Origin of the sequence: Geobacillus sp. BMUD, assembly GCF_013096845.1 — a bacterium.
GTDB lineage: Bacteria > Bacillota > Bacilli > Bacillales > Anoxybacillaceae > Geobacillus > Geobacillus vulcani.
Genome location: NZ_SDLA01000001.1, coordinates 13,594 through 38,592 on the forward strand (window position 1 = coordinate 13,594; position 24,999 = coordinate 38,592).

The following is a 24,999-nucleotide window of genomic DNA, read 5'->3' on the forward strand; positions in this document are numbered from 1 at the left end:
TGAGAGTTCAAAGAGCGCCTTTATTTTTCCTTTTGGAGGTAATACGTTAGTCCCCGATGAGATAGCGTATTATTAACAAAAAATTCGGGGAGAGAATGGTTTGACAGTATTACAGGAGTTAACCAAGATATATGCAGAGTATAAAAAACAAAATAAAAAATGATTTTTTATTACATAAAACATTATTACATGTTTAATATACATAAATTGGTGTATTAATAATTAATTGACAGTAAATGTAGTTACTACCTGACAATATTTATTTAAACACGGGGCTTTGGCTCCGTGTTTTTATATTTGCATATTCAATAATTATCAATAATTATAAATTGATTCCGTAGCCACATCGCATGTTCAATAAAAAAGCAGGATTGAACCCCTTGAAATTTAAATGATGCTTAGTAAGAGAGCAAAATAACGTAAGATAAAAAAGGAGGAGTTCTCATGTCAGAAATACAGTCGTTAATTGCATGGGCAGAAAAGGCCTCAGATTTTTGTTTGTTGCTGTTTGTTTTTATAATCATCGTCGCATTCGCTGATTTAGCCATTCATCTTTGCTTTAAAAATTTTTCCCAAACGAAGGTTTACAGATACGTGAAATATGTTATTGGAATTGTAATTTTACTGTCGATTTTTGGGGCAGTCATTTATTCGTTTTTAATGATTTGAGCAGAGGGTGAACATGGATGAAGCAGAAGGAAAACGATAAAAGTGGGATTAAGTTTTTGATTAGTTTAATCACTTTGATCATTTTGTATTACATCCGCGATTTGCTGAAATGACATACGGATTAAGGTATAGGGAGGAGAACAGTAGGCTTTTTAAGCTTAACTGTTCTCTATTTTATTCATAACGGTATTATATAAGACTTTTGCAATAAATACAGGTGATTATAAACATAAAGGTAAGAGATGAAATAATGTAAGAAGGGAGGGAACGGACATGAAATACACAGTAGAAGAATTAATTGAAATCAATTTTCTGTATAAAGATTCTGCTTTGAAAAGTGCTGTTGAGATTGAGCCGTATAAACAGGTTTCTTTAGTACTTAAAACAGAAAACGGAACCGTTTTACACTGTGTCTTGCCTTATTTTGAATACATGCAGATTAACAAGAATTTTTACATAGAAGAAATTCCGATGTTGATTGACCTGTTTAAACAAGATGTCGCTTATGAAATTGTGAAGACTCCAAAGTATAACTACTACAAATTAAGTTTTCCAGACATTAAACAGAACTATATATTGCAGGAAAAAGTGTTTCATTACATCATGAGTAATTATTTGATGGCAATTAGCCGTAACTAACAAATAATTTAATAAAGATATACTCACAAGTGGAATTTTTCCAGAATAGTCCTAACAAGGTATATAAACAGCGTTATACTTAAACATCATTTACACTTTTTGCTACTTTTTCATCTTCATCTTTTCGTGGGGAGAAGAGAGGTTTAATTATAGCCTCTTTTCTCATTCGAAAGGGATGCAGGAGATAAGAGAAAAAGCACGAAACTCAATAAAATATAGATGATTAGTTTAGGGGGGAGGAATGGGGCAATTTTCCTATTTTATTAATGGAATCGGTTGACTTCTTTATTTTGTTTATGTATCTGATAATGTAGAATTTTATATTTCAGTTTATAATATTTACTATACAGATAACGGTAATTTCGTTAGGGAGGGGAATATATTTGTTAATACAACCGAATTCTGTTGTATTTGATGGGGAAGAAAATAGTTATAAAGTATTAGAGCCTATTGGAAATGGGAGTTTTGGATATGTTTATAAAATCGAAAAAGAATCTGATAAAAGTATTTGGGCATTAAAAACTTTGCCGTCTAATTTCCCGAACAGCGAGCAACTTCTGAGTTTTCAAAATGAGAGCGTCATGGCTATGAAGGTTTCGCATGAAAATGCAGTGAATTATGTTTTTGTTCATGATGGAAGCAAATATTCTGAATTGCCTCCATACATTATAATGGAATATGCTAACGGAGGAACTCTTCAGCAGGTAATAAAGACTGCAATCCGAAAGAATGAATTTATTTCTAATAAGGATTTGCTTGACTATTTTCACCAGTTAATTAATGGCATGGAGCATATCAATAGTATTTTAATTCATAGAGATATTAAGCCGGATAATATCTTGCTGCATAACGGAATAGTAAAGATATCGGATTTCGGTTTATCCAAAATAGTTCATGATGGAACTAGGCAAATGACTTTTAAAGGGTTCGGCCATATTAGATATATGGCACCAGAAGGATGGAAACTGGAGAAGAACACTATACAAATGGATATTTACTCAATGGGTATTATATTTTATGAACTAGCCACCTTACAGCATCCTTTTAATCTGCCGCATCACGCAGATGTTCAGGATTGGAGAAACGCTCATTATTTTACTAATCCGCCATCGCCTAAATCAATAAATCCTGCTTTAACTACTACAATGACACAAGTAATTATGAAAATGATAGAAAAAAGTACTGCAAAGAGATATAAAAGTTGGCAGGAAATTAGAAATGACTTGCTTATTGATAATGAACCACCCACTGAAAACTCTAAAATCATTGAAAATATGATTAATATTCGTTTAAGTAAGGATATCTCAATTCGGGAAGAACAATTAAAGCAGGAGAAAGAGAGGCAAGAGAGAAAGAACTACTTAAAAATGATTAACTATCAATACGCCAATGATATTTACAATCCTATTAAAGAATTTATTGAAGAGTTTAACAGAAGATATACTGGCGGACAAATAACAATGACACCGCTGAACTCGATGGATTCAAGTGAGATATATACTAAGATCCACCTTGTCTCAGGCAAAACACTAACAATCCAATTAAAAGCATTATTTGACAATGATTTTATCCGAGAGGTGCCATCACAATTTGACAGGGGAATAACTCATAAAAAAGTTGTAAGACCTGTACTTAGAGATAATAAGAAAATACTGGCTTGGGGATATTTAAAAAGCCCGGATAATACAGGGTTTAATATTCTGCTTGTAGAGAATAAAGAAGATATATATGGCGAGTGGGTTATGCTAATCAATACAAATAGTGGTTTTGGCAGAGTGAGAAGACCAGAGCCGTTTCCATTTGAATTTAATGAACTTGAAAAAGAAATTCCATTAATATATGCACTGCATATTTATAACACAGAAGTTCTTCCCTTAAATATTGAGAAATTTCAAGAGTTTATCGTAATGTATAATTAACAGCCTAAACACTAAATAACTTTTGATAAACGGTAGTAGTTCATCATAATCAGTAATACATTAATTGCACGCGTTTTTTAATACGGGAAAAGAGACTAATCACAGACCACTGGAAATTATTCAGTGGTTATTTTTTACTAAAATATTTGGTACAATCGCCAAAAACAGTTTAGAAGTTGGAGTATATTTTTACAGAAGTAACTTTATATAGTAAAATATTGTAAGAAATTAGTGGACTATAATAAAAAACATTGTTGGAGGGAATTATGAGTCTATATCGGTACCAAATTGAAAGAGCAGTGTTTTTTAGAGTTCCCGGAATAAAGAAAATTAATTCAATCGAAAATGGTTTAGGAAGAATTACATTATTTATTGGAGATGAGAACGGTAATGCTACGAAGGAAATCATTGATTTAGCCAGACAAGTGGTAGAAAAAAACAGACCTTTAGGAATACAAGTAATCATTGAGCCTTTTTGTAATAGTCCTTTTCCAAATAAAGGTTTATATGAACTGCCTGAGCATATAAGAAGAGCGCACATATTTTCTGCTACTCATTCTGATATAGAATTTTTAGTAAAAAGTTGTATTCCTAACTGTGTTTATTTTGACTTAATAACTGTAAGTGGTGGAGTTATTCACGTATATATTGCTGATAAAAACTTTGAAGCAGACAAGGAGATGATTGAAAAAGCAAAATCTATATTAAAAGAGTTATTTCCTTCTGATATGTCTATATCGGTTTATAAATTTGAGGAAAAGATGTTAGACTCTATTGAAGAAAGAAGAAAAAATTTTTTTATTCAAACTAGTCGCTTTGATGTTTTGGATTATGAGGATGATCATATAAGAGATATTGCTAAGCGTGATGAAGAGCGTTTCGGTGATACGTTAGGTAAATTAATAAACGGTGAAATCAAATACACATCTATTATCGATAATAGGTTACCTAAAGGTGGAACAATTTATGTCGATCCCTTTATTACAGAACAACAACTTTCAATTCTTTTAACACTATATTCTAAAGTGTTTTATCCCATTTTACCGGATAAAAATAATTCTTATAAGGCATTAAATTCTTTACCTATAGATTTAGTTCTTGCATTGGCTAGAAAAGGTAAACTTATACCCATTTTCAAAAATCCTTTGCATAAATACAAGCCATCTACAGTTAGAAAATTTTTAGAGGATAAGGACATAAATGTTATATTACCTCGTCAATTAGATGGTTTGACTATCCTTACCTTAGCAAATCAATTCCCATTTTGGAAAACGTTTAGGGAGAACCCACAAGTTGCTGCAGAAGTGAGTTATAACGTATCTTTGATTAATAAAAAACTGTTAGAAAAAAATCCAACTCAAACTTTACTAGTAAACGCATTAACAGAAACAACTGATATCCACATACAAGTTGCTGAGGCTGGAGAAGCATGGTTTATGAATGAAGGACATATTGCTGCCGGAAGTATAACTGCTGGAGGAGCCGTACAATCATTAATTTCATATTTGAGAAATAAATTGTCTTCAGAAGTATCCGATACAATATTTATAGAATCGCATATGTACAGCACGCAATTGTCAATAGCAAGAGCGCTTGGAGCAGTATTTTATCCTAGCATTGTTCGTAATGAAAAAATTTTAAATTTAGTATCCCATTTACATGCTGGTTCAGATACAAATTTGTTGGTTCCTAAAATCGATGAAATGGGCGTTGTATTAAAGAATTTAAAAATAATATGTCCAGAAAATGTATCGATTCTTGATTATATAGATGTTTTGAATGATTCTGAGGTGAAGAAATTAAGGAACATTATCACAGAAATAGTCAACCAGTCTAGTGGTTCGTATGAGAAATTGCTTGAACAAGTAGAAGTTGTTAATAATGAAATTCGTAAATGGAATAAATCCTGTGGTCGTCTTATTCAAGAAAAAATTGATATACTAGGTTTAGGTTTAGAATTTGCTTTATTACCTACCGGATTAACTGTTCCGCCACTAACCACCTCTTTTGTAGGAATAATTTTAAAGGCGTTGCTTGGGGAAAGAATTGAGGATATCGAAGATCGGATTTATGCGAAAATAGGCGGTGTTTCTCCTGCTGCATTAAGAATTCAGAGGATTCGAAGCAATATTCAAAGGTTGGAGTAAAGAGTTGCTTTTACTGCAAACTTAAATTTTTTGATGATCCGGGTGAGACGGTGTTTAGCGAAAAAATTTACAAAGAAGTCGATAGTGCTATAAAAAGTTTTGGTTAGAAGATTATTAAAAAAGATTAATTATTTGCAGTATAGTTTGCTGAAAGAGGATTCATTGAAAAATGCTTTTTATTATCACTTGAGAAGACGATTGGGCGATCATTACTTATTGAATAATCATTTAAGGATATATACAGAATTTTATTATATGGGATTGCGTGCAGATTTGGTTGTTGTCAAACTGAATGAAAATCCGGGGGAAAATGGCCATTTGAAAAACGACGTAGACGAAATCATTGCAGTGGTTGAAATGAAATATAAATATGATTTATCAGACAAACCATTTCTAAGTGACATTGAAAAAGTGCGGAGGAGTATTGAAGAATATAAAATAAATGCTCTCTATTATTTAGCGTTTATCCATGAAGTTGAATATGAAATAAATTCAACATTTTCTTGGATAGACATAGAGAAAATCTCCATGGGCAAAAGGGCGAGTCGTTGAATTGAATGGCTATTTTGTTGCAGAAAAACAAGAGCCTGTTTGGGAAGTTGTTTCTTATAACGGACTAAACGAAGATAATATGTAAACAATAGTGCTAAAAATATAATTGAAACTGCATTAGCGTAAGTCAAAAGAGGAACAAAAAATTCCTTCTTTATTATTTTGGATCTTTACAAAATTATAGTTATATAGTAAGATTTTTATAAATAATTAATATTTGTAAAAAAACGAAAAAGGTCAGCAATAAGAAAACCAATCAAAACACTTTAATTCAAAGCACTAATCAACACCCTTTACTGGAAACATCGGTTAGAACACTTTATTTAAAACACTAATTAAAATACGTCTGACCTCCGAATGGAGGTAGATTGTATGTATAAAAACGAAGATGAATTACCAATTACTTTAACTGCAGAAGACATCAAGGAGATCCTGCAAATTGGTATAACAAATGCATATGAATTACTCAATAGTGGACAGTTTCATGTTGTTAAAATCGGAAGACAATTAAGAGTAAGCAAAACTGTGTTTCTTAAATGGTTAAATGGTACAAACGAGGCTGGATGATGTACAGCCTCGTTTTTTATTGCTTTTCGTATTAATTTGGAGGATTTGGTGTGGATTTTGGCGGAGGAATAGGTGAAAAAAGATAAAAAAGGATATAATTAAATAAGAATTTAATTTCTATGAGTATCAATAAAATATTGATTTAATAAGGTTTTTTAAGGTTAGATAAAACTAATTAAAATTATGTATAAATAATAAATTCCACCTTGACAGGGTGGAGGTCGCTGGTTCGAGCCCAGTCGGAATCATCAAGTGAAATCCCTTGAGCCACAAGGCTTCAAGGGGTTTTTTATTTTTCACCTCAACCTCATGAAAAACTTGTGGATTCCTTGATGATGTGCTCATCGATTCATGAGACATGAACCTCCTTGCAGGGAGTTATAGGCACATTAGTGCTGGATGGGAGCATCTACGTGCAATGTGATTCGGAGCGACCGGCGATGGTAAAAACGTATTACTATCGCTGGTTGTGTTGGTCGGAAGTGATTCTAAAAAACGAAAACAATTCTTTCTTTCATCCCTGTTCGGATGCGGAAAGTGAGTTTACCATTCAACCAGATTGTAAATAGTGATGTTGAAGGGGATGGTTACAAATGATTGATTTACCTGATAAAATCAAGAGCCTAATTCATGAAGAGGAGTATTCTATTGACGATGTAGGAATGTCAGGTTCTACAGTCGTTCTGTTTAAGGATAAAGTGCTTAAAATCCAAACCATAAGTGAAGAAGCAGAAAATGAATATTATGTGATGGAATGGTTGCAGGGCAAACTACCCGTTCCTAAGGTTTTGGGATATGAAAAAGATGAAAAGAAGACCTATTTCTTAATGACCAAAGTACCTGGAGAAATGGCGTGCGCAGATAAATATCTGAAAGATCCAGAGCAATTAACGACGATGCTAGCAGAAGGGGTGCAAATGCTATGGAATGTTGATATCCGTAACTGTCCATACAGTTGGAATCTAGAGAAAAAATTGCAGATGGCGAAATATAGAGTGGAAAATAACCTTGTGGATATAGATGATGCAGAGCCAGGTACATTTGGTGAAAATGGATTCCAAAATCCACATCATCTTCTTGAATGGCTTAATAAGAATAAGCCAGAGGAAGAGCTTGTTCTATCCCATGGAGACTTTTGTCTTCCAAATATATTTTTAGCAAATGGAAAAGTTTCAGGATATATTGATTTAGGAAGGGCAGGGATCGCAGATAAATGGCAGGATATCGCTTTGTGTTATCGCAGCTTGCTCCATAATCTTAATGGGAAGTATACTGGAAAGCAACATCAGGGATTTTATGCAGATATGCTGTTTGAAAAGTTAGGATTAGAACCCAATTGGGACAAGATTCGGTATTACATTCTTTTGGATGAGCTTTTTTAATGCCTCCGCAAAAGAGAAGCTGTCCTTCATGATTTCAGGGCTAGAGCAAAGTTATAAAAAATACAGACGCATTAGCTGTTGTGAAGTTATTACTTTGAAGGAAAGACAGTTGAGAAGATACCTGAGAAATTAAATTTACCGCCAAAAAAGTTACAGATAATAAAAGAGAGATTTGAGTCTACAGCAACTTGAATGAAAACGTCCTGCGTTTGCACAGGACGTTTTTTGAAAAATTGATTCGTTTTTTGAAAGAGTGAAGTGCTGAGAATCCGAGTTCGACAGTTTTGAACTCACATTTCTCATTCTTTCGATGAAAATCGGGAGGATTTTGTGTCCATTGTCGCATGAATCGTCATATCCATGCTGTTTTTTCCACTTGTCTTGTGCCACTTGATTAAGAAGCTGTAGTTGAGTTTTAATGTCCGCTACGAGTGATCAACATCTTTGGTCAATGCGTTTATGAGCACGAAGCGTGACGGGGATGGACTTCCCGCCCCTTAAGATACTGCCGTGGCGGTCGACGGCGTTGTTTCTTCCATCCACTGCAAAAAGGCTTCCACCATTTCTTCATCCCACTGTGTCCCTTTTCCTTGACGCAAAATAGCGGCTGCTTGGTGAATTTCCATGCCTTTGCGATACGGGCGATCTGATGTCATGGCATCAAATGCGTCAGCGACGGCGATGATTCGTCCGAACAGAGGGATGTCCTCGCCGCGCAGTCCATCTGGGTATCCTTTTCCATCGATCCGCTCATGATGGGAGCGGATCCCCGGCAACAGCGGCTCAACCGGTTTTAGCGGTTGGATCTCGCGCAAAATCGATTCGCCAATGACAGGATGTTTTTTAATCCAGGCAAACTCTTCCTCGCTCAGTTTCCCTTCTTTCAGCAAAACAGCGTCGGGGATGCCGATTTTGCCAATATCATGGAGAAGGGCTGAGCGGTATAGCACCTCAAGCTGTTCCGGCGGCAAAGCCAGTTTCTCCCCGATGGCGCGGGCATAATGCGCCACGCGCAACGAATGTCCCGCGGTGTAAGGGTCGCGGGCGTCCAACGCCGCGGTCAAAACCGTGATGAAACTGTCCAGCAGCTGTTTATTCAGCTGATCACGACTGTGTACAGCGCCGATCATATGGTTGAATCCGCGAAGCAATTCAGCGAACTCATCCGTATAGACATTGTGGGCGATCGGTTCATACGCTTCCGTTTCCGCCCGTTTCATGTGAGTAAGCAAAACGTTGACCGGTTCATGGATTTCTTCGACCAATAAGCGCGCCAAAAATATAGAAAAGCCGATGCAAAAGAGCAAAATCGTGGCAGCCCAAGGCCAGTAGGACCAATGGGCCCCGTTTGGATCGGTCATCGACCATTTGATTTCAGTAGCAAGGCTAAACAGCAGAACAGGAAACGCACTGCTGAATAACACCGTGAGCTGCAGTTTCGTTTTTAAGGAAATGGAAAGCGGCACTTGTTCCGTCCTTGGACCGATTTGCGCTGATAAAGATGCCAACAATGGTCGGCATGCTTTCGTTGTCAAAAAAAACTCAATGAGTGCATGGAGCGAGGCGATCAGCACAGCCCCGGCCAACGCGTACATAATATATCGATATGGAAGGGACAAAATATGGTAGTGAATGCACAAGGCGGTCAGCCCGGCGCCCGGGATCGATAATCCGAATAAGTGCGGTCCTAAAATCCGCCGAACGGCCAACAGCGGAAAGCGCTGCACTTGTTTGAAGGCTGCGAGCGCCAATGACGGGTCTGGAGATTGGGATGCAAAAAAGCGGCGAATAGGGGCTACATCCCGGGCGAAGACGATCGCTTCCGCGGTCGCCATCACCATTGCCGATGTGAATAAAATGGCGATCAGCCATTTTCCTTCCTGCGCTGATACACGCAACGTTGTCAGCATGAACGTTGTGCCTACTCCTCCGACGGCCATTGCGGATCCAATGACGTAGTAGCGCCATAATTGCCGCAAAAAGGAACGATACATTGGTTTCCTACCTTTCTTTGTCTAATTCGGCAAGTGATGATGTCTGGATGCTGTTTGTTTGAACAGAGGCGTGATTCCCGTCCGCTAAGGCAGAGCGAGCGATGAAACCTTGGATTCGGCGCACCTTGCATTCTTTCGTTCCTCATTTTTTAAAGGGCCGGTGACAACGAGGCACCGGAGGGATGAAAAACCGAAAAGCCAATGGTAGTCCTAAGTCTACTATACTAGTTCTTTTGAATAGTGACAATGTGCGCAAGCGATTTTTTCAAATGACGTTGACTGATGGTCGTTGTCCACTCGTTCGTCGGCGGAGGGGGGCGGTTAAGACTGCCGATGGCCTCAAAGCTGCGGCATGTGAGCGAGAAAGACCGGCTGTGCCTATGTATGGCCAATAGAGCGTCCCATGGTGCTGAGACACTCCATTGGCCGATAAAGTGAATTATTGTTGATTGTGTTGGAAAGGAAACGGCAAGCCGCCGAGAACGTTGAGCAGTTGCTGCAATACGGAGAGGGCTTGTTGCAAGGTGGATGAAATCGTTGGCAAGGTCGTGTTGATCGTATTGATTGCGCTAGGCAATTGCTGCAGTATCGTTTGGATGTTCGGGAGTTCAGCGGTTAGGAAGGCCAACAATTAAGCGGCTTGAGCTAAAACGGGCGCCAGCGTGTTGGATAAGAAATCGGGAATGGCTTGCACGGTCGTTTGCAAGTTGGCCAACAGATTGTTCAATGCATCGACAATCGTTTGCACCAGCGGCTGCAACGCTGTCGGCAGATTGACGACCGCATCGAGAATCGATTGCAAAATCGGCTGCAAATTGGCAACGGCATTGTTAACGGCATTCAGCACATCTTGTAAAATCGGCTGCAAGCTAGCCAGCACATCGTTGAGGGCGTCAACGATCGTTTGTACGAGCGGCTGGAGCTGCTCTGGCAAATTGGTCAGGGCGTCCAGAATGTTTTGCAAAATCGGCTGCAGCGCAGCGGGCAAACCTGTTACGGCATCGAACAAATCTTGCCAAATCGGTTTTAGAAGCGCGGCAAAAAATAGTGATGGCCCTTAGCTGACGTCGGATGGCATGAAACGAGAAGCTGATGGCAAAAGGTTTTTAGTTTGCGAAACAAGGCGGTGAATCAGCATGCTCCTTACATCACCAGCCTTCTAGAAGGGCGTGATTTTAAGGAAGATGCGAAACAACAGATCTTCTTGTTTATACGGTTGACTGTTTTGCATGCATGGTTGCTGTCGCTTTGGAAATGAGAAAAACCGTTTGGTTTTACGGAAGGATGGGGAACGTTTGTTTTCCGTACGCCACTCGTTTTTCTTCAGCCTTTGTGCCCGCTTGGACGTGCGAGCGGAAAAACAGAGATGTCGCGTTTGACAATGAATCAAACGCGACTCTTGAGTGAAGGGAATTTAACGAACGGATTCGAGTTGCTTGGCAAGATGGTGGAGCTTTTTCTCGTGCTGGATGGTTTTCGACGCGAGGAAATGGACGGTTTCTTGCGTTTCTGTCAACTCCACGCGCAAGCCGGCGAATTTTTGTTCGAGTCGATCAAACCGCTCGTTCACCTCGGCGCGAAATTGTTGCATTTCCGCTCTCAATTGGTTGGCTGTGTCTTGCATTTCCGCTCTCAGTTGGTTAGCCATGTCTTGCATTTCTGCCCGCAGCTGGTTGGCTGTGTCTTGGATTTCTGCTCTCAGCTGGTTAGCTGTGTCTTGGATTTCTGTTCGTAATTGGCTTCCCATTTCGTCAATTTGGGTGCGGATGTCGCGGGAAAATATTTTCAGCGCCTCGACTACTTCTTTCACGATGGTATCGCGTTCCATGCTTGTTCACCTCCTCTGGGTTTGATTATACAACGTGCAGCAAGGAAAGAACATAGCGTTTTGAACAAGTTTTTTCTCTGGTGGATTGCCTTGAGCCGCAGGGCTAGGGGGAAGAGAACGTTCGTGTCAATGGCCACGGCCGCGAGTGGCAGGAATGAAGGGGTCACTTTTCAACTTCCGTTGTGTTTTATACCCATTACCGGTATAATGTAATTGAAAGAGGTGATGTTGGATGAACCATTATGAAGATCACCATATCGATCCCAAAATGGTTCCACGGACGGAACAGGAAATCGAACGCATCATCAAGCGCTTGAAGCGCATCGAAGGGCAAGTGCGCGGGGTGCAAAAAATGGTGGAGGACAATCGGTATTGCATCGATATTTTAGTGCAAATTTCCGCGATTAGAGCAGCGTTGAACCAAGTCGGGCTACAGTTGCTTGAACGCCATGTGAGCCATTGCGTGGCCAAAGCGATCCGTGAAGGGAGCGGAGATGAATCAATTCGCGAATTGATGGATGTGATGAAACAATTTTCAAAGTAAGGGAGGGAAAGGGAAATGGGGGAGCTGAAAACCGTGACGCTGAAGGTGACCGGCATGACATGCGCCGCGTGCGCCAGTCGGATTGAGAAAGTATTAAATAAGATGGACGGCGTCAACGCCCATGTCAATTTGGCCATGGAAAAAGCAACGATTCAATACGATCCATCGAAGCAAACGATCGCCGATATCGAAACGAAAATTGAGCATTTGGGGTATGGCGTGGCGACAGAAAAAGTAACGCTCGATATTGAAGGCATGACATGTGCGGCCTGTGCGACACGGATTGAAAAAGGGTTGAATCGGATGGAAGGGGTGACAAGCGCTGCGGTCAACTTGGCGACAAACAGCGCGGTGGTCGAATACAAGGAGGGTGTCACATCTGTCGAAGACATTTTAGAGAAAATCAAAACGCTTGGGTACAGGGGGCAAATTCGAAACGAAGAACAAGACGGTGCTGGCCGGAAAGAAGAGCAGTTGAAACAGAAGCAGCGGCGACTCGCCATTTCCATCCTCTTATCGTTGCCGCTGCTCTATACGATGCTGGCGCATATGCCGTTTGCTATCGGCTTGCCGATGCCGCATTGGCTGATGAATCCGTGGTTCCAGCTTCTTTTCGCTACACCCGTTCAGTTTTACATCGGCGGTCCCTTCTACGTCGGGGCGTACCGGGCGTTGCGAAACAAAAGCGCCAACATGGACGTCCTTGTGGCGCTGGGAACATCCGCCGCGTACGTGTACAGCTTGTCTGAAGCTTTTCGGACGCTCGGGAATCCTGACTATATGCCGAGGCTGTATTTTGAAACGAGCGCCGTCTTGATCACGCTTGTGCTTGTCGGCAAATATGTTGAAGCTTTGGCAAAAGGGAGGACAACCGAAGCCATTTCGAAGTTGGTCAGCCTGCAGGCGAAGGAAGCGACCGTCATTCGGAATGGGGAAGAAATGAAAGTTCCGCTCGAGGAAGTGGTGATCGGCGATACGATCGTTGTCAAGCCCGGAGAAAAAATTCCGGTAGACGGTACGGTCATCGCCGGAGCATCTTCCGTAGACGAATCGATGATTACAGGTGAATCGATTCCTGTCGATAAGAAGGAAGGCGACTATGTGATCGGGGCAACCATTAATACAAATGGGGTGCTGACTATTCGCGCCGAAAAAGTCGGAAAAGATACCGCGCTTTCTCATATCATTAAAATCGTCGAAGAGGCGCAAGGGTCGAAAGCCCCGATTCAGCGAATGGCGGATGTCATTTCCGGCATTTTCGTACCGATTGTTGTCGGAATTGCGGTTGTTTCCTTTCTCATCTGGTACTTCTTCGTTGCGCCGGGTGATTTGGCCAAAGCGCTTGAGGTGGCCATCGCTGTTCTTGTCATCGCGTGCCCTTGTGCGCTCGGTTTGGCGACACCGACATCGATTATGGTCGGCACCGGCAAAGGGGCGGAACAAGGCATTCTCTTTAAAGGAGGTGAGTACCTAGAGGGAACGCAGCAAATCAATGCCGTATTGCTCGATAAAACAGGAACAGTGACAAAAGGAAAACCGGAAGTCACCGATGTGCTGGCCTTCCGCGAGGACATGCTTAATTATGCGGTTTCCGCCGAGAGCGCTTCCGAGCATCCGCTCGCTCAGGCGATTGTCGAATACGGGAAGAAACAAGCGATTTCGATGAAGCCATTGGAGCACTTCTCCGCTATTGCCGGCCATGGCATTGAGGCGGTCATTGACGGCAAAACCGTTTTGATCGGGACGCGGAAATGGATGAAGGACCGCGCTGTCGAGATTTCTCAGTGCGAAAATCGCTTGATAGAGCTTGAAAAACAAGGAAAAACCGCGATGCTTGTGGCCATCGATGGAGAGCTGGCCGGCATCATGGCGGTCGCGGATACGGTGAAAGAAAGCGCGAAAGAAGCGATTCAAACGTTAAAACAAATGGGCATCGATGTCTATATGGCAACAGGGGACAATCAGCGGACAGCGGAAGCGATCGCCCATGAAGTAGGCATTGAGCATGTGTATGCCGAGGTGCTCCCGGAAGAAAAAGCGAACATCGTCGAGGAATTGCAAAAACAAGGAAAACGTGTGGCGATGGTCGGCGATGGGATTAACGATGCGCCGGCTTTGGCCAAAGCGGATATTGGGATGGCGATTGGCACAGGAGCGGATGTGGCGATCGAAACGGCCGATGTGACCTTGGTCGGCGGGGATTTGCGCCATATCCCGAAAGCTATTGAGTTGAGCCGGCAAACGATGAAAAACATTCGGCAAAATCTGTTCTGGGCGTTGTTTTATAATACGATCGGCATTCCGGTCGCCGCTTTCGGATTGTTGGAGCCATGGATCGCGGGAGCGGCGATGGCGTTTAGCTCTGTGTCGGTTGTGACAAACGCGCTTCGTTTGAAGCGTGTGAAAATATAAACATTTAAGGAGGAATGGATGATGACGATTACATTGCAAGTACAAGGAATGACATGCGGACATTGCAAAGCGGCGGTGACGAACGCCCTTCAAGCATTGGATGGCGTCAGCCGCGTCGAAGTGCATTTGCAAGAAGGGACGGTCGATGTAGAGTATGATGAAACAAAGGTCAGCGTAGAAAAACTGAAAGAAGCGATTGAAGAGCAAGGATATGATGTGAAATAACATACAAAAGGGGCCCCGAAGGGAAGACGGGGCCTTTTTTATCGAGAGCGTAACGGGACATGGTCATCGCCTAAACGAGTTCTCGGCTGGGAAAAGTTTTTTTCTCTTCTTGAAGAATATCGGGAAAGCGGGATGTTATAATGAAAATAACAGGCGCGGAAAAAGGGGGGATTTATTTGCGATCGCAACAAGACATCCTTAATGAAATGTCGAAATGTTTAGATTTATGGAAGAAAAAGTATGGTGTGAAGCGAATTGGGTTATTTGGCTCGTACAGTCGGGGGGAACAAAGGGAGTCGAGTGACATTGATGTGTTGGTAGAATTTGTGGATCATGCGGTGACGTTTGATCATTATATGGAGTTGAAACTGAGTTTGGAAGATCATTTTCAAAAACCAGTGGATTTAGTGATTGTAGATGATATCAAACCAGGATTAAAGCCGACTATTTTAAGGAGTGTTAAGTATGCAGAGGGATCCTAGCGTCTTTTTGCAAGATATTTTGGCTGCTGCAGAGAAATATGGTAATAAGGAAAGAGGGACTGACCCAAAACGCATTTGTGTTTTGGGTCAGCCCTCTCAGCTTTCTTATTCACCTTTATTCGTTGTGTCATTCGGATCTGGAGTATAGTCCGATTTGTAGTCGGTATATTTGACTTGTGTCACCATTCCCGCTGAAGCATGGTGCAAGTCATGGCAATGGAACATCCAATTTCCCGGATTATCCGCTTTAAACGCGACGACATATTTTTCACCAGGGTTTACATTTAAGGAATCCTTTATCAATGGAGAGCCTGTGACCGGCTTGCCGTTTTTGCTTAACACTTGGAAGAAATGGCCGTGTAAATGCATCGGATGTACATCCATCGGCGAGTTGTTCACGATTTTTACTTTTACGAAATCTCCTGTCTTCACATGGATCGGTGCTGTGTCAGGATACGTTTTCTCATTAATCGTGAAAATCATGCCATTTTTGCCCATGGCCGTTCCTAAATCCATTGTGTACTCTACATCATATTTTTGGTCTAACGTAAATGGACCTGTTTCATATTTTCCATATGTTGTAATATCCACAACAGGGAGGTTTTCTTTTGCATTTGCTTTGTCCGTATTGTTTGCTTGTCCTTCGTATTGAATTTTCACTTTCATGCCATCAGCACCTTTCATATTCCCGTGGCATTCTAGCAGCCATTCACCTGGGTGATTGGCGATAAACTCAATGTCGTAGCGCTCGCCCGGAGCGATATTCAACAGTTCATCTTTGATTGGTTGCGGGTTCTTTAATGGTTGTCCGTCTGTTGCGACAATTTGAAACTCATGTCCATGCAAATGAAGCTTGTGGGACATGTACCCTGCATTGACAAGACGAAGTCGCACTTTTTCCCCTTGTTTCACTTTTAACGGTTCAATAGCCGCTCCGCTTTTTCCGTTGATCGTGAAAAGATCATACATGCTCATATCATGGCCCATATTCATCCCCATTTGTTGGCCGTCGGAGCTATTTCCATGTCCCATATGGCTATGGTTCATGCTGCTCATGTTCATGTCCGTATGGCTTCCGGCGTTCAGATCGCTCATCCATTCGTCCAACACAAGAGTATAGTCCCGATCGACTTTTTCCTCGTTTTTCGGTTCAACGATCAATGTGCCGTACAGTCCTTTGTCCACCTGCTCGGCGCTTTTTTGATGAGAGTGGTACCAATATGTTCCCGGCACGGTTGCTGTGAATTCATACGTAAACGTTTCACCGGGTTTAATGGCGTCCATCGTGACACCGGGTACCCCGTCTTGGCTATTTGGCACAGGATAGCCGTGCCAGTGAATCGATGTCGGTTCCGGCAATTCATTTTTTACTACGATTTTTACTTTGTCTCCTTGCTTCACGCGGATTTGCGCACCGGGCACGGAGCCATTATACGTGTACACCGGGAGTTTGACTTGATCATTGATGGGTAATAACGCTTCCTTCGCAGTAAGGTGAATTTCGTTCCCGGATAACACTTCTGTATCGGTTGCTAAAGGCAATTGCTGCTTGCTTGTTTTTGCGGAAGTATTTTCTTTTTCCATATTCATGCCGGACATGTCGTGCCCTTGCATCGAAGACTGATTGGAGCAAGCGGCGCCAATCGCCACTACTCCTGCGAAAACGGCGCTAAGTAGCCATTTTTTCATGTCGTTTTTCCCTCCTTACGCTTGTAGTGGGAGATACAAGAAATAGGATAAAAAATAGATGTGCAAAATGTATGGAGAAAATGGTTCGATTCATCACCAAAACGTGTACTTGACAGACGGTGAACTTCTCTGAACAGGTGTAGGCAAAACATGATTGATTTCCTGTTCTTTCGTGGATGCATCAGTAAGATGTGTGAGGAAAAAATCAAGTACAACTTTTGGTGAAGAGCCAATTGTTCAATGAAAATGGAAAAAAAGCAAGCGATTCGGATCCGCCGAGCTTAGCGGCGATACGTAATCGCTTGCCGTCCCATTTGAACCCAAGCAGCGATAAACTCTTGCTTCGGTGCTTTTTGATTTTTGATGGCGGTCAATGGGTCATTGAAATAAATGTACTGCTCATCGTATCCCGTAATGAGCACTGCGTGTTCCCGATACGTGATTTTGACCGGTCCTTGCGGTGTTTGCCATTCGCGAAAGGCAGAGGGAGGAAGAGGACGAAAGGTGGTGTTTGTGATCACCCAAACCGGTGTGCCTTTGGCCAAGTATGTATAGATGTTTTCAAACGATTGCCCGGTTAAGTCGACGATTTGGTTCGGCAAGTACCGTTCAGCCAACTGCTTGATCGGCTTATGGTACACGCCGTATCCGGGCTTCGATAATGTATACATATCGCCGACAAACCCTTCATTTGGATGTCCGTAAAACACTTGGCCATTCCGCACTTGATATGGAACAGGATTTTTCTTGATTTGTTTCGCCAACGTCATCTTGTCGACGCGAATGCCGGCATGATTCAAGAGCATGGCCAAGCTGGTCACTTCGCATCCCCTCGGCAGTTCCGGAAGCTGAGACAAAAGGGGAGCGTCAATCAGGACGGATGTCCTTAGCGCTTGTTTCTTTGAAGGAGCAGTTGATCGATTCGCCTCCTCCGCTTGATTGCCGGGGGACGGATTGGTTTCTCTGCTGTTTCTTTTCTGTACGAAGGCTTTGATGGCATCGCCTGTCTGGGCCGAATTTGCATAATAGGATAATGAGGCGGCCAATAGCAAGAAACAGGAAATATACAATCCGAGCGACAGTTGATCCATCCTCCCATTTAAAGGTCTCCTCAAGAGAACAAAACAAAGGGAAACGATGAGAAAAGCAAGGGTAAACGCTAACAAGCTATTTTCCACTCCTTTATCATGCGTGTGTGTTTTTATCGTAACAGATCTATGTGCAAAAATGGTGAAATTCACACTTTCTCCATATTTTATCGTTAATGTTATGAGAAACTGAAAATGTTGCAAGCAGTTTTCCTGAAAAAATGGAAACAGATTGTTTTTGAAACTTGATTTTGTGTACGATAGAATGAAAGTGTCTTTGTATAAATCATTCTTCATCTTCGGTTTAAATCAAAAAGTTTTTGATGTTGGTTTTGGATTCTTTCTTAACAAAGTGGAGGGACAATCATCGCCATGTGCGGTTTTATTGGCTGTATTCATGATCGCCCGAAAGCGATGGAGCAAACATGGAAAACGACGTTGGCGGAGATGAACCGCCTGATTATCCATCGCGGCCCCGACGATGAGGGGTATTTTTTGGATGACTACGTGAGTTTTGGTTTTCGGCGTTTGAGCATCATCGATCTGGAGGCGGGACATCAGCCGCTGTCTTATGAAAACGATCGATATTGGCTCATTTTTAACGGGGAAATTTACAACTATCTTGAATTGCGGGAAGAGCTGGCGGCGAAAGGATATTCGTTTGCGACGCATTCGGATACCGAGGTGATTGTTGCTCTTTACAGCGCCGAAAAAGAAAAAGCAGTCGAAAAGCTGCGCGGGATGTTTGCGTTTGTCATTTGGGACAAGCAAGAGAAAACAGTGTTTGCGGCGCGGGATCCGTTCGGCATTAAGCCGTTTTTTTATGCGGAGCAAGGAGACCGCACGTTTTTCGCTTCGGAAAAGAAAAGCATCTTGCTGGCCCTCGGACAGGAATCGCTGAACGGCGACTCCCTGCAGCATTATTTAACCTTCCAATACGTCCCTGAGCCGCTGACGATGTCGGCCGGCATTTACAAGCTGGAGCCGGGGCATTATCTCAAGAAAAAAGTCGGAAAACCGCTCACCATTCATCGTTATTGGAAGGCATCCTTCGAGTCCATTCGCCAATCGGAAGAGGAGCTTGTCAAGAAAATCCGCGATGCGCTGTTTGATTCGGTCAACGTCCATATGCGCAGCGATGTGCCGGTCGGTGCGTTTTTGTCGGGAGGCATTGATTCATCGTTCATCGTCGCCATCGCCAAACAATTCCATCCGCACCTGAAGACATTTTCCGTCGGGTTTGAGCGGGAAGGGTTTAGTGAAATCGATGTCGCAAAAGAAACCGCAGAGAAGCTTGGGGTAGACAACATTAGCTATGTCATTTCGCCGCAGGAGTATATGGAAGAATTGCCGAAAATAATGTGGCATATGGACGATCCGCTTGCCGATCCTGCGGCTGTGCCGCTGTATTTTGTCGCTCGTGAGGCGAGAAAGCATGTCACGGTGGTGCTTTCCGGCGAGGGGGCGGACGAGCTGTTTGGCGGCTACAACATTTACCGCGAACCAGAGTCGTTGCGGCTGTTTGCCCGCATGCCAAACATTGTAAAAGCGGTGTTGCGGGTGATCGCGAAGTTGCTTCCGGACGGAATGAAAGGAAAAAGCTTTTTGGAGCGCGGCACGACGCCGCTTGAAGAACGGTATGTCGGCAATGCGAAAATCTATAGCGAAAAGGAAAAAGCGGCGTTGCTCAAAACGTACCAAGAGGGGCGCGAATATACGGCGGTGACGGCTCCTTTTTACCGCGAAACGATTCATTACCCATCCGTCAACCGGATGCAGTATATTGATATTCATACATGGCTAAGGGGCGATATTTTAGTCAAAGCGGACAAAATGACGATGGCCCATTCGCTTGAGCTGCGCGTTCCCTTTTTAGACAAAAAGGTATTTGAGGTTGCTGCGCAAATCGCCCCTGACATGAAAACCGCCAACGGCACGACGAAATATATTTTGCGCAAAGCGGCCGAAGGCATCGTGCCGGATCATGTATTAAACCGGAAAAAATTAGGATTTCCTGTGCCGATTCGCCATTGGTTGAGAAACGAAATGTATGATTGGGCGAGACAACTCATCCACGAAAGTGAAACCGATCATCTGTTCCATAAGGACGTACTCTATCGACTGCTGGATGAGCATGCCCGCCACAAGGCGGACCATAGCCGCAAGCTGTGGACGGTCTTGGCGTTTATGATTTGGCATCAAGTCTATGTGGAAAAGAAGTACGATTTTGCTCAATCCGTACAAAACGAGAAGCGGCCAGCGTCTGTTTTGGAGGCGTAGCAGAGAAAGGAAGCGTCCCGGGGCTCAGCCGGGACGTTTGTTCATCTCTTGATTGAAAGAGGCTGACTTTCAAGTGAAGGAATTCAGCCCGTTTTGATATTCGAAACAGGACCCCATTGTTTTAGGGGGTGGTGAAAAACCATGATTTCCTTGAACATGGTCTGTTTTTTTGTTCAGACAAAAAACGATTTCGTAAGGTTTCTCCATTTTAGAAATCCTCCCGCTCAACCAAAGTTTTCTATTCCATCACAACCTTCTAGATGACGAGAGCAATGTCGCGAAATGGGCGTTTCACCAAAAGGAAGAACATGCTGCTCGTTTGTTTTTGTCATAGGGAATGGAGAGGGCTAAGAAACCGGACCATGAACGGGGAGTTCCACCGTAAAAGTCGCTCCTTCTCCCGGCTGGCTCTGCACGGAGATGATTCCATGATGGATATCGACAATCTTCTTGGCGATCGACAACCCGAGCCCGCTGCCCCCTGCGGCGCGATGGCGGGATTTATCGGCCTTATAAAATCGTTCAAAAATGCGGAGCTGGTCATGTTCGTTGATTCCTGGCCCTGTATCGGAAACGGTGACGATGGCTTGTTCACCGCGGCGTTGTAGCTGGATGGTGATGGTTCCCCCTTTCGGTGTAAATTTAATCGCATTATGGATCAAGTTCAGCCATACTTGGCTAAGCAAATCTTCATCGGCTGTAATGATGACTTTTTCAAGCAGGACACACATGTCCAATTCTTTTTCCGCCCACTGTGGCTCGCAGTGAAGAATGAGTGTTTGCAGCTGTGTGTCCAAGCGATAGGATGTGGGATGAAACGGGTAGCGATCAGAGTCTAACATCGCCAACCGCAGCAAATTCTCACTTAACTTCGACAAACGGACGCACTCCGTTTCAATAATGTCGAGATAATGCAACCGCTGCTCACGGCTTAGGTCCTCGTTTTTGAGCGCTCGGGCGAACCCGCGGATCGATGTGAGCGGAGAGCCGATCTCATGAGACACATTAGAAATAAATTCTTGCCGCATTTCTTCCATGGCCTGCAAATTCGCGGCCATGTCGTTAATGCGTGTCACGAGTTCGGCAAACGGATGATTCCGTCCGCCCCAGTCAGCCTGTAGATTTACTCGAAAATCGCCTTTGGCGATTCGATTAATGGCATCTATTAAGTGCTGCCAAAATACTTTTTCGCGCTTTCGCAAAAAAGGACTGATCGCGCTCATAGTTATCCCGAACAGCAAAAAGCCGAGGATCGATGAAATGATTTGACGAACGAGCGGGTGCGGCCGCCAAGCGAATCGGGTGTAGAGCGCTTCTGTGATGAAATATGCCGCAGTCCAAAAGAGAGAGACGATGGACATTACAGCGATAACCGTCAAGATGGATTTAAGCACAAATCGCAATCGTTTCATGACTGTGCCTCCAACCGATAGCCGAGCCCGCGAATCGTGCGGATGGAAAATGGAGAATCTGGTTGGGCAAACCGTTCGCGCAACCGTTTGATATGCACGTCCACTGTTCGTTCATCCCCATCATAATCGTAGCCCCAGATCTGTTCAATCAACTCGTCGCGTGTAAACGTTTTGCCCGGATAGCTGGCCAATTTAAAAAGCAGTTCAAATTCTTTCGGCGGCAAGAAGATCTCTTGGTCTCCCAAACGGCATTCGTACGTCTTGCGGTTTAACGATAAACGGCCTATTTGTACGATTTGCGATGTAGCGATTCGATACCGTTTGAGCAATGCTTTGACCCGGGCGACGAGCTCAAGTGGGTCGAACGGTTTGACAAGATAATCGTCCGCCCCGAGCTCGAATCCTTTCACCTTCTGTCTTGTTTCCCCTTTGGCCGTCAACATTAAAATGGGGACATCGTCGTAGTCGCGCAGTTCGCGACATAGCTCCCAACCATCCATTTCCGGCATCATAATATCCATAATGACCAAATCCACTTTCACCGTTTCCAATACGTCAAGTGCTTCTTTTCCGTTAGCCGCCTCATGGATTGTAAATCCTTCTAAGTTTAAAAAGTGGCTGACGAGTTCGCGGATATGCGCGTCATCATCGACGATTAAAATTCGTGCCATCGTCATCCCCTTTCATTGTCCTTTCATGCTATTTTCCATTGTGTCGCTTTTGCTTGGCCTTCGTCAATGTTGAAGCTGGTTCGTTTATAATTTCGTCGTGACAGCAGATAATGAAACGATGGGTTTGATTCTTAATATTCATTGGAGAAGCGGGGATGCTCATCGCGGACATCCCCAGTGGTTATGCCCGGCGCATATAGACACGAACGGTGATCGGAGCAAAGATCGCAACAATGGCCGCCGCGCCGAGCAAGGAGAGGACGAAATCGGTGCCTATCGTTCCGTGATTCGTCAACTCGCGGACGGCCGCGATCATATGGGAAATGGGATTGACTTTGGCAATCCATTGTAGCCAATCGGGCATCGTCTTGATCGGCACGAACGCATTCGATACAAACATCAGTGGGAACAACGCCAGCATGGAGATTCCCTGTACAGCGGCCGCATGACGGGCAATGACGCCGAAGAAGGCAAAGATCCAGCTGACGGCCCACGCGCATCCAATGGCGAAAACGCCTGCAAGCGCCACACTGGCGATCCCTCCTTCCGGACGGTAGCCGATAAGAAATCCCATGGCAAACGTCAGGGTGGTGGCGATGACATAGCGGACTACATCGGCTAATAACGCCCCAGCCAACGGAGCGATGCGGGCGATCGGCAGCGATTTAAAGCGGTCGAACACGCCTTTATCCATATCATCGCGAAGTTGAACTCCTGAAGTGACGGAAGCCCCGATCAACGTTTGGATGAGAATGCCGGGAATGATCATGGGCAAGTAGTTATGAACATTCCCCGCGATGGCTCCACCAAAGATGTAGGTAAACATCAAGGTGAAGATAATCGGCTGAAAAGTGACGTCAAATAATTGTTCGGGTGTGCGCCGCACCTTCAACAAACCACGATAGGCCATCGTCAGCGAATTTCGTACAGCTTGGGAAACGCTTGTACGGTTTTTCTGTTGGCGTTTGACCTCCAATTGAGGAGACACTGGTTTCATCTCATCGCTTCCTCCCTTACATCATTGGATTCATCTGCACGTTTTTCCACTCCATGGCCGGTAATGGTCAGAAAGACCTCATCGAGGGTTGGTTTTTGCACACTTAACTCGGTTAAGTGGATGCCCTCTTGACGCAAGGCGACAAGCAGGTCCGTCACATGGTCTGGATCGGCCATCGGCGCCGTGATGTTCCCGGTTTCTAAGGATACTGTCGGCCGAACATGGAGAACGCGCTCAATGATGCGCTTGGCCGTTTCGATCTCTCCAGGATGTTGCAGCTTGACTTGCAATGACGATTGACCGATGGACGCCTTGAGTTCATCGGGTGTCCCTTCAGCGACGACTCGGCCGTGATCAATTACGGCGATGCGGTCTGCCAATTCGTCCGCTTCTTGTAAATATTGGGTTGTCAGCAGCACCGTTGTCCCCATATTCACCAAGCGCCGGATCGTTTCCCACATTTGATTGCGCGTGCGCGGGTCGAGTCCGGTGGTCGGTTCGTCAAGAAAAATGAGCGGCGGCTGGGCAATGAGGCTGGCGGCGAGATCCAGACGCCGGCGCATACCGCCAGAGAAATGTTTCAATGGGCGCTTGGCTGCTTCTGTCAAGCCAAATTCCTCCAATAATTCGCTTGTTTTTCGCCTTGCTTCTGTTCGGCTCAGCCCCAGAAGCCTAGAAAAGATCATTAGATTCTCTGTTGCGCTGAGCGTTTCGTCAACAGAGGCGTATTGACCGGTGACACCAATCAATTGCCGGACGATTTGCGGTTGTTTGACGACGTCGTACCCAAAAATTTGGGCGGAACCGGCGTCCGGGCGCAATAACGTCGCTAACATTCGGATTGTCGTTGTCTTGCCGGCACCATTGGGGCCCAGCACACCATAGATGGTGCCCGCGCGCACACGCAAATTGAGACCGTCCACGGCCCGGTGGTCGCCAAAGGTTTTCACCAATTCGTGTGTTTCCACTGCCCACTCTTGATGGGCGGGTGAGATTTGGGGTTTGTATCCCATTTTGTGTCCCCCTCCTTCGTATGATTCTCGTACATGGTGAATCGTAGCATGCTTTTATGAACGGAATGTGAACAACGGCATGATTTTTTGAGGAAGAGAAAATTTGATTCACCCACTCTTGCAATTCTCCCGGTTTTGGTATATGCTTGTTCCATCAGGATGATCATCTACTATATATTGTTTTGTTCTCTTTTTTAAACAACTATATATCGTTTCGCCAAGCAATGGTGTCCATCAGGACTTAATAGGGAATCCGGTGTGAATCCGGAACTGCCCCCGCAACTGTATGTGCGGACGAAATGGGATGGCCACTGGCGGCAAGAGCCATTCAGCGCGCCGCTGGGAAGGACCCAAAGTAGGACGATGCACGAGTCAGGAGACCTGCCTTGCTTGGAACGTTTCATGTTCTTCGGGGTGTGAGAAGATGAAACGATAGGGGAAAAGAAAAAGGGAGTTCGTCTGCCTTTTTCCGTCTGTCGTTTCATCCGC

20 protein-coding genes and 1 riboswitch are annotated in these 24,999 nt (G+C 43.8%); of the genes, 11 read left to right on the plus strand and 9 right to left on the minus strand.

All coding sequences use genetic code 11. The features are described 5' to 3' along the window. Nucleotides 1–942 precede the first annotated feature (942 nt). From ETC05_RS00070 to ETC05_RS00095, 6 genes are all read left to right on the plus strand, one after another. Nucleotides 943–1,308: a hypothetical protein gene (locus tag ETC05_RS00070; RefSeq protein WP_171660106.1), complete on the plus strand. Its 366-nt coding sequence runs from the start codon at nt 943–945 to the stop codon at nt 1,306–1,308. Nucleotides 1,309–1,691: 383 nt separating this feature from the next. Next, nucleotides 1,692–3,227, plus strand: coding sequence for a serine/threonine-protein kinase (locus ETC05_RS00075; RefSeq protein WP_042411600.1), 1,536 nt, complete (start codon nt 1,692–1,694; stop codon nt 3,225–3,227). A gap of 266 nt (nt 3,228–3,493) precedes the next feature. Next, a complete protein-coding gene (locus tag ETC05_RS00080) occupies nt 3,494–5,374 on the plus strand; it encodes a hypothetical protein (RefSeq protein ID WP_044741690.1) in 1,881 nt (626 codons plus the stop codon). 162 nt (nt 5,375–5,536) lie between these two features. Next, the gene (locus tag ETC05_RS00085; RefSeq protein WP_042407524.1) at nt 5,537–5,926 is read left to right on the plus strand and encodes a hypothetical protein; all 390 of its coding nucleotides are present in this window, start codon (nt 5,537–5,539) and stop codon (nt 5,924–5,926) included. 372 nt (nt 5,927–6,298) lie between these two features. Further along, complete coding sequence (locus ETC05_RS00090) at nt 6,299–6,493, plus strand: helix-turn-helix domain-containing protein (protein WP_042407523.1); 195 nt, start codon at nt 6,299–6,301, stop codon at nt 6,491–6,493. Between the two features lie 662 nt (nt 6,494–7,155). Next, entirely contained in the window at nt 7,156–7,875 is a 720-nt protein-coding gene (locus ETC05_RS00095; RefSeq protein ID WP_483299791.1) for an APH(3') family aminoglycoside O-phosphotransferase, read from the plus strand. A gap of 497 nt (nt 7,876–8,372) precedes the next feature. Here ETC05_RS00095 and ETC05_RS00100 read toward each other — a convergent pair whose 3' ends face one another. The 3 genes from ETC05_RS00100 to ETC05_RS00110 form a co-directional block, all read right to left on the minus strand. Next, nucleotides 8,373–9,869, minus strand: coding sequence for an HD-GYP domain-containing protein (locus tag ETC05_RS00100; RefSeq protein ID WP_031404975.1), 1,497 nt, complete (start codon nt 9,867–9,869; stop codon nt 8,373–8,375). Between the two features lie 631 nt (nt 9,870–10,500). Then, the gene (locus ETC05_RS00105) at nt 10,501–10,878 is read right to left on the minus strand and encodes a hypothetical protein (protein ID WP_171660107.1); all 378 of its coding nucleotides are present in this window, start codon (nt 10,876–10,878) and stop codon (nt 10,501–10,503) included. A 405-nt stretch (nt 10,879–11,283) separates the two neighbouring features. After that, nucleotides 11,284–11,697, minus strand: a complete 414-nt coding sequence (locus ETC05_RS00110) for a DUF1640 domain-containing protein (protein ID WP_171660108.1) — start codon at nt 11,695–11,697, stop codon at nt 11,284–11,286. 232 nt (nt 11,698–11,929) lie between these two features. On the opposite strand from ETC05_RS00110, the gene ETC05_RS00115 reads away from it, so the two are divergent. The 4 genes from ETC05_RS00115 (at nt 11,930) to ETC05_RS00130 (ending at nt 15,360) form a co-directional block, all read left to right on the plus strand. Next, on the plus strand, nt 11,930–12,241 hold the full coding sequence (locus tag ETC05_RS00115; protein WP_031404969.1) for a metal-sensing transcriptional repressor: 312 nt from the start codon (nt 11,930–11,932) through the stop codon (nt 12,239–12,241). Nucleotides 12,242–12,256: 15 nt separating this feature from the next. After that, on the plus strand, nt 12,257–14,653 hold the full coding sequence (locus ETC05_RS00120) for a heavy metal translocating P-type ATPase (RefSeq protein WP_171660109.1): 2,397 nt from the start codon (nt 12,257–12,259) through the stop codon (nt 14,651–14,653). 21 nt (nt 14,654–14,674) lie between these two features. Further along, nucleotides 14,675–14,878, plus strand: a complete 204-nt coding sequence (gene copZ, locus ETC05_RS00125; protein WP_011230404.1) for a copper chaperone CopZ — start codon at nt 14,675–14,677, stop codon at nt 14,876–14,878. 140 nt (nt 14,879–15,018) lie between these two features. Next, nucleotides 15,019–15,360, plus strand: a complete 342-nt coding sequence (locus ETC05_RS00130; protein WP_253263915.1) for a nucleotidyltransferase family protein — start codon at nt 15,019–15,021, stop codon at nt 15,358–15,360. A 105-nt stretch (nt 15,361–15,465) separates the two neighbouring features. On the opposite strand, the gene ETC05_RS00135 is transcribed toward ETC05_RS00130, so the two are convergent. Next, a complete protein-coding gene (locus ETC05_RS00135) occupies nt 15,466–17,049 on the minus strand; it encodes a multicopper oxidase family protein (RefSeq protein ID WP_171660110.1) in 1,584 nt (527 codons plus the stop codon). Nucleotides 17,050–17,330: 281 nt separating this feature from the next. Then, the gene (locus tag ETC05_RS00140; protein WP_171660111.1) at nt 17,331–18,215 is read right to left on the minus strand and encodes a C39 family peptidase; all 885 of its coding nucleotides are present in this window, start codon (nt 18,213–18,215) and stop codon (nt 17,331–17,333) included. 294 nt (nt 18,216–18,509) lie between these two features. Here ETC05_RS00140 and asnB point away from each other — a divergent pair, with 294 nt between their 5' ends. Then, the gene (gene asnB / locus ETC05_RS00145) at nt 18,510–20,417 is read left to right on the plus strand and encodes an asparagine synthase (glutamine-hydrolyzing) (RefSeq protein WP_171660112.1); all 1,908 of its coding nucleotides are present in this window, start codon (nt 18,510–18,512) and stop codon (nt 20,415–20,417) included. 347 nt (nt 20,418–20,764) lie between these two features. Here asnB and ETC05_RS00150 read toward each other — a convergent pair whose 3' ends face one another. The 4 genes from ETC05_RS00150 to ETC05_RS00165 all read right to left on the minus strand — a co-directional run bounded on the left by ETC05_RS00150 (nt 20,765) and on the right by ETC05_RS00165 (nt 24,510). After that, nucleotides 20,765–21,829 (minus strand): sensor histidine kinase, encoded by a 1,065-nt coding sequence (locus ETC05_RS00150; RefSeq protein ID WP_171660113.1) that lies wholly within the window; start codon nt 21,827–21,829, stop codon nt 20,765–20,767. Continuing rightward, complete coding sequence (locus tag ETC05_RS00155) at nt 21,826–22,500, minus strand: response regulator transcription factor (protein ID WP_031404957.1); 675 nt, start codon at nt 22,498–22,500, stop codon at nt 21,826–21,828. The genes ETC05_RS00150 and ETC05_RS00155 overlap by 4 nt, the downstream gene beginning before the upstream one ends. Nucleotides 22,501–22,681: 181 nt before the next feature. After that, nucleotides 22,682–23,497: an ABC transporter permease gene (locus tag ETC05_RS00160; protein WP_031404955.1), complete on the minus strand. Its 816-nt coding sequence runs from the start codon at nt 23,495–23,497 to the stop codon at nt 22,682–22,684. Further along, nucleotides 23,494–24,510: an ATP-binding cassette domain-containing protein gene (locus ETC05_RS00165; RefSeq protein WP_031404953.1), complete on the minus strand. Its 1,017-nt coding sequence runs from the start codon at nt 24,508–24,510 to the stop codon at nt 23,494–23,496. Before ETC05_RS00165 ends, ETC05_RS00160 begins: the two co-directional genes overlap by 4 nt. A gap of 207 nt (nt 24,511–24,717) precedes the next feature. Beyond that, nucleotides 24,718–24,913, plus strand: a riboswitch (cobalamin riboswitch). Nucleotides 24,914–24,999: the final 86 nt, after the last annotated feature.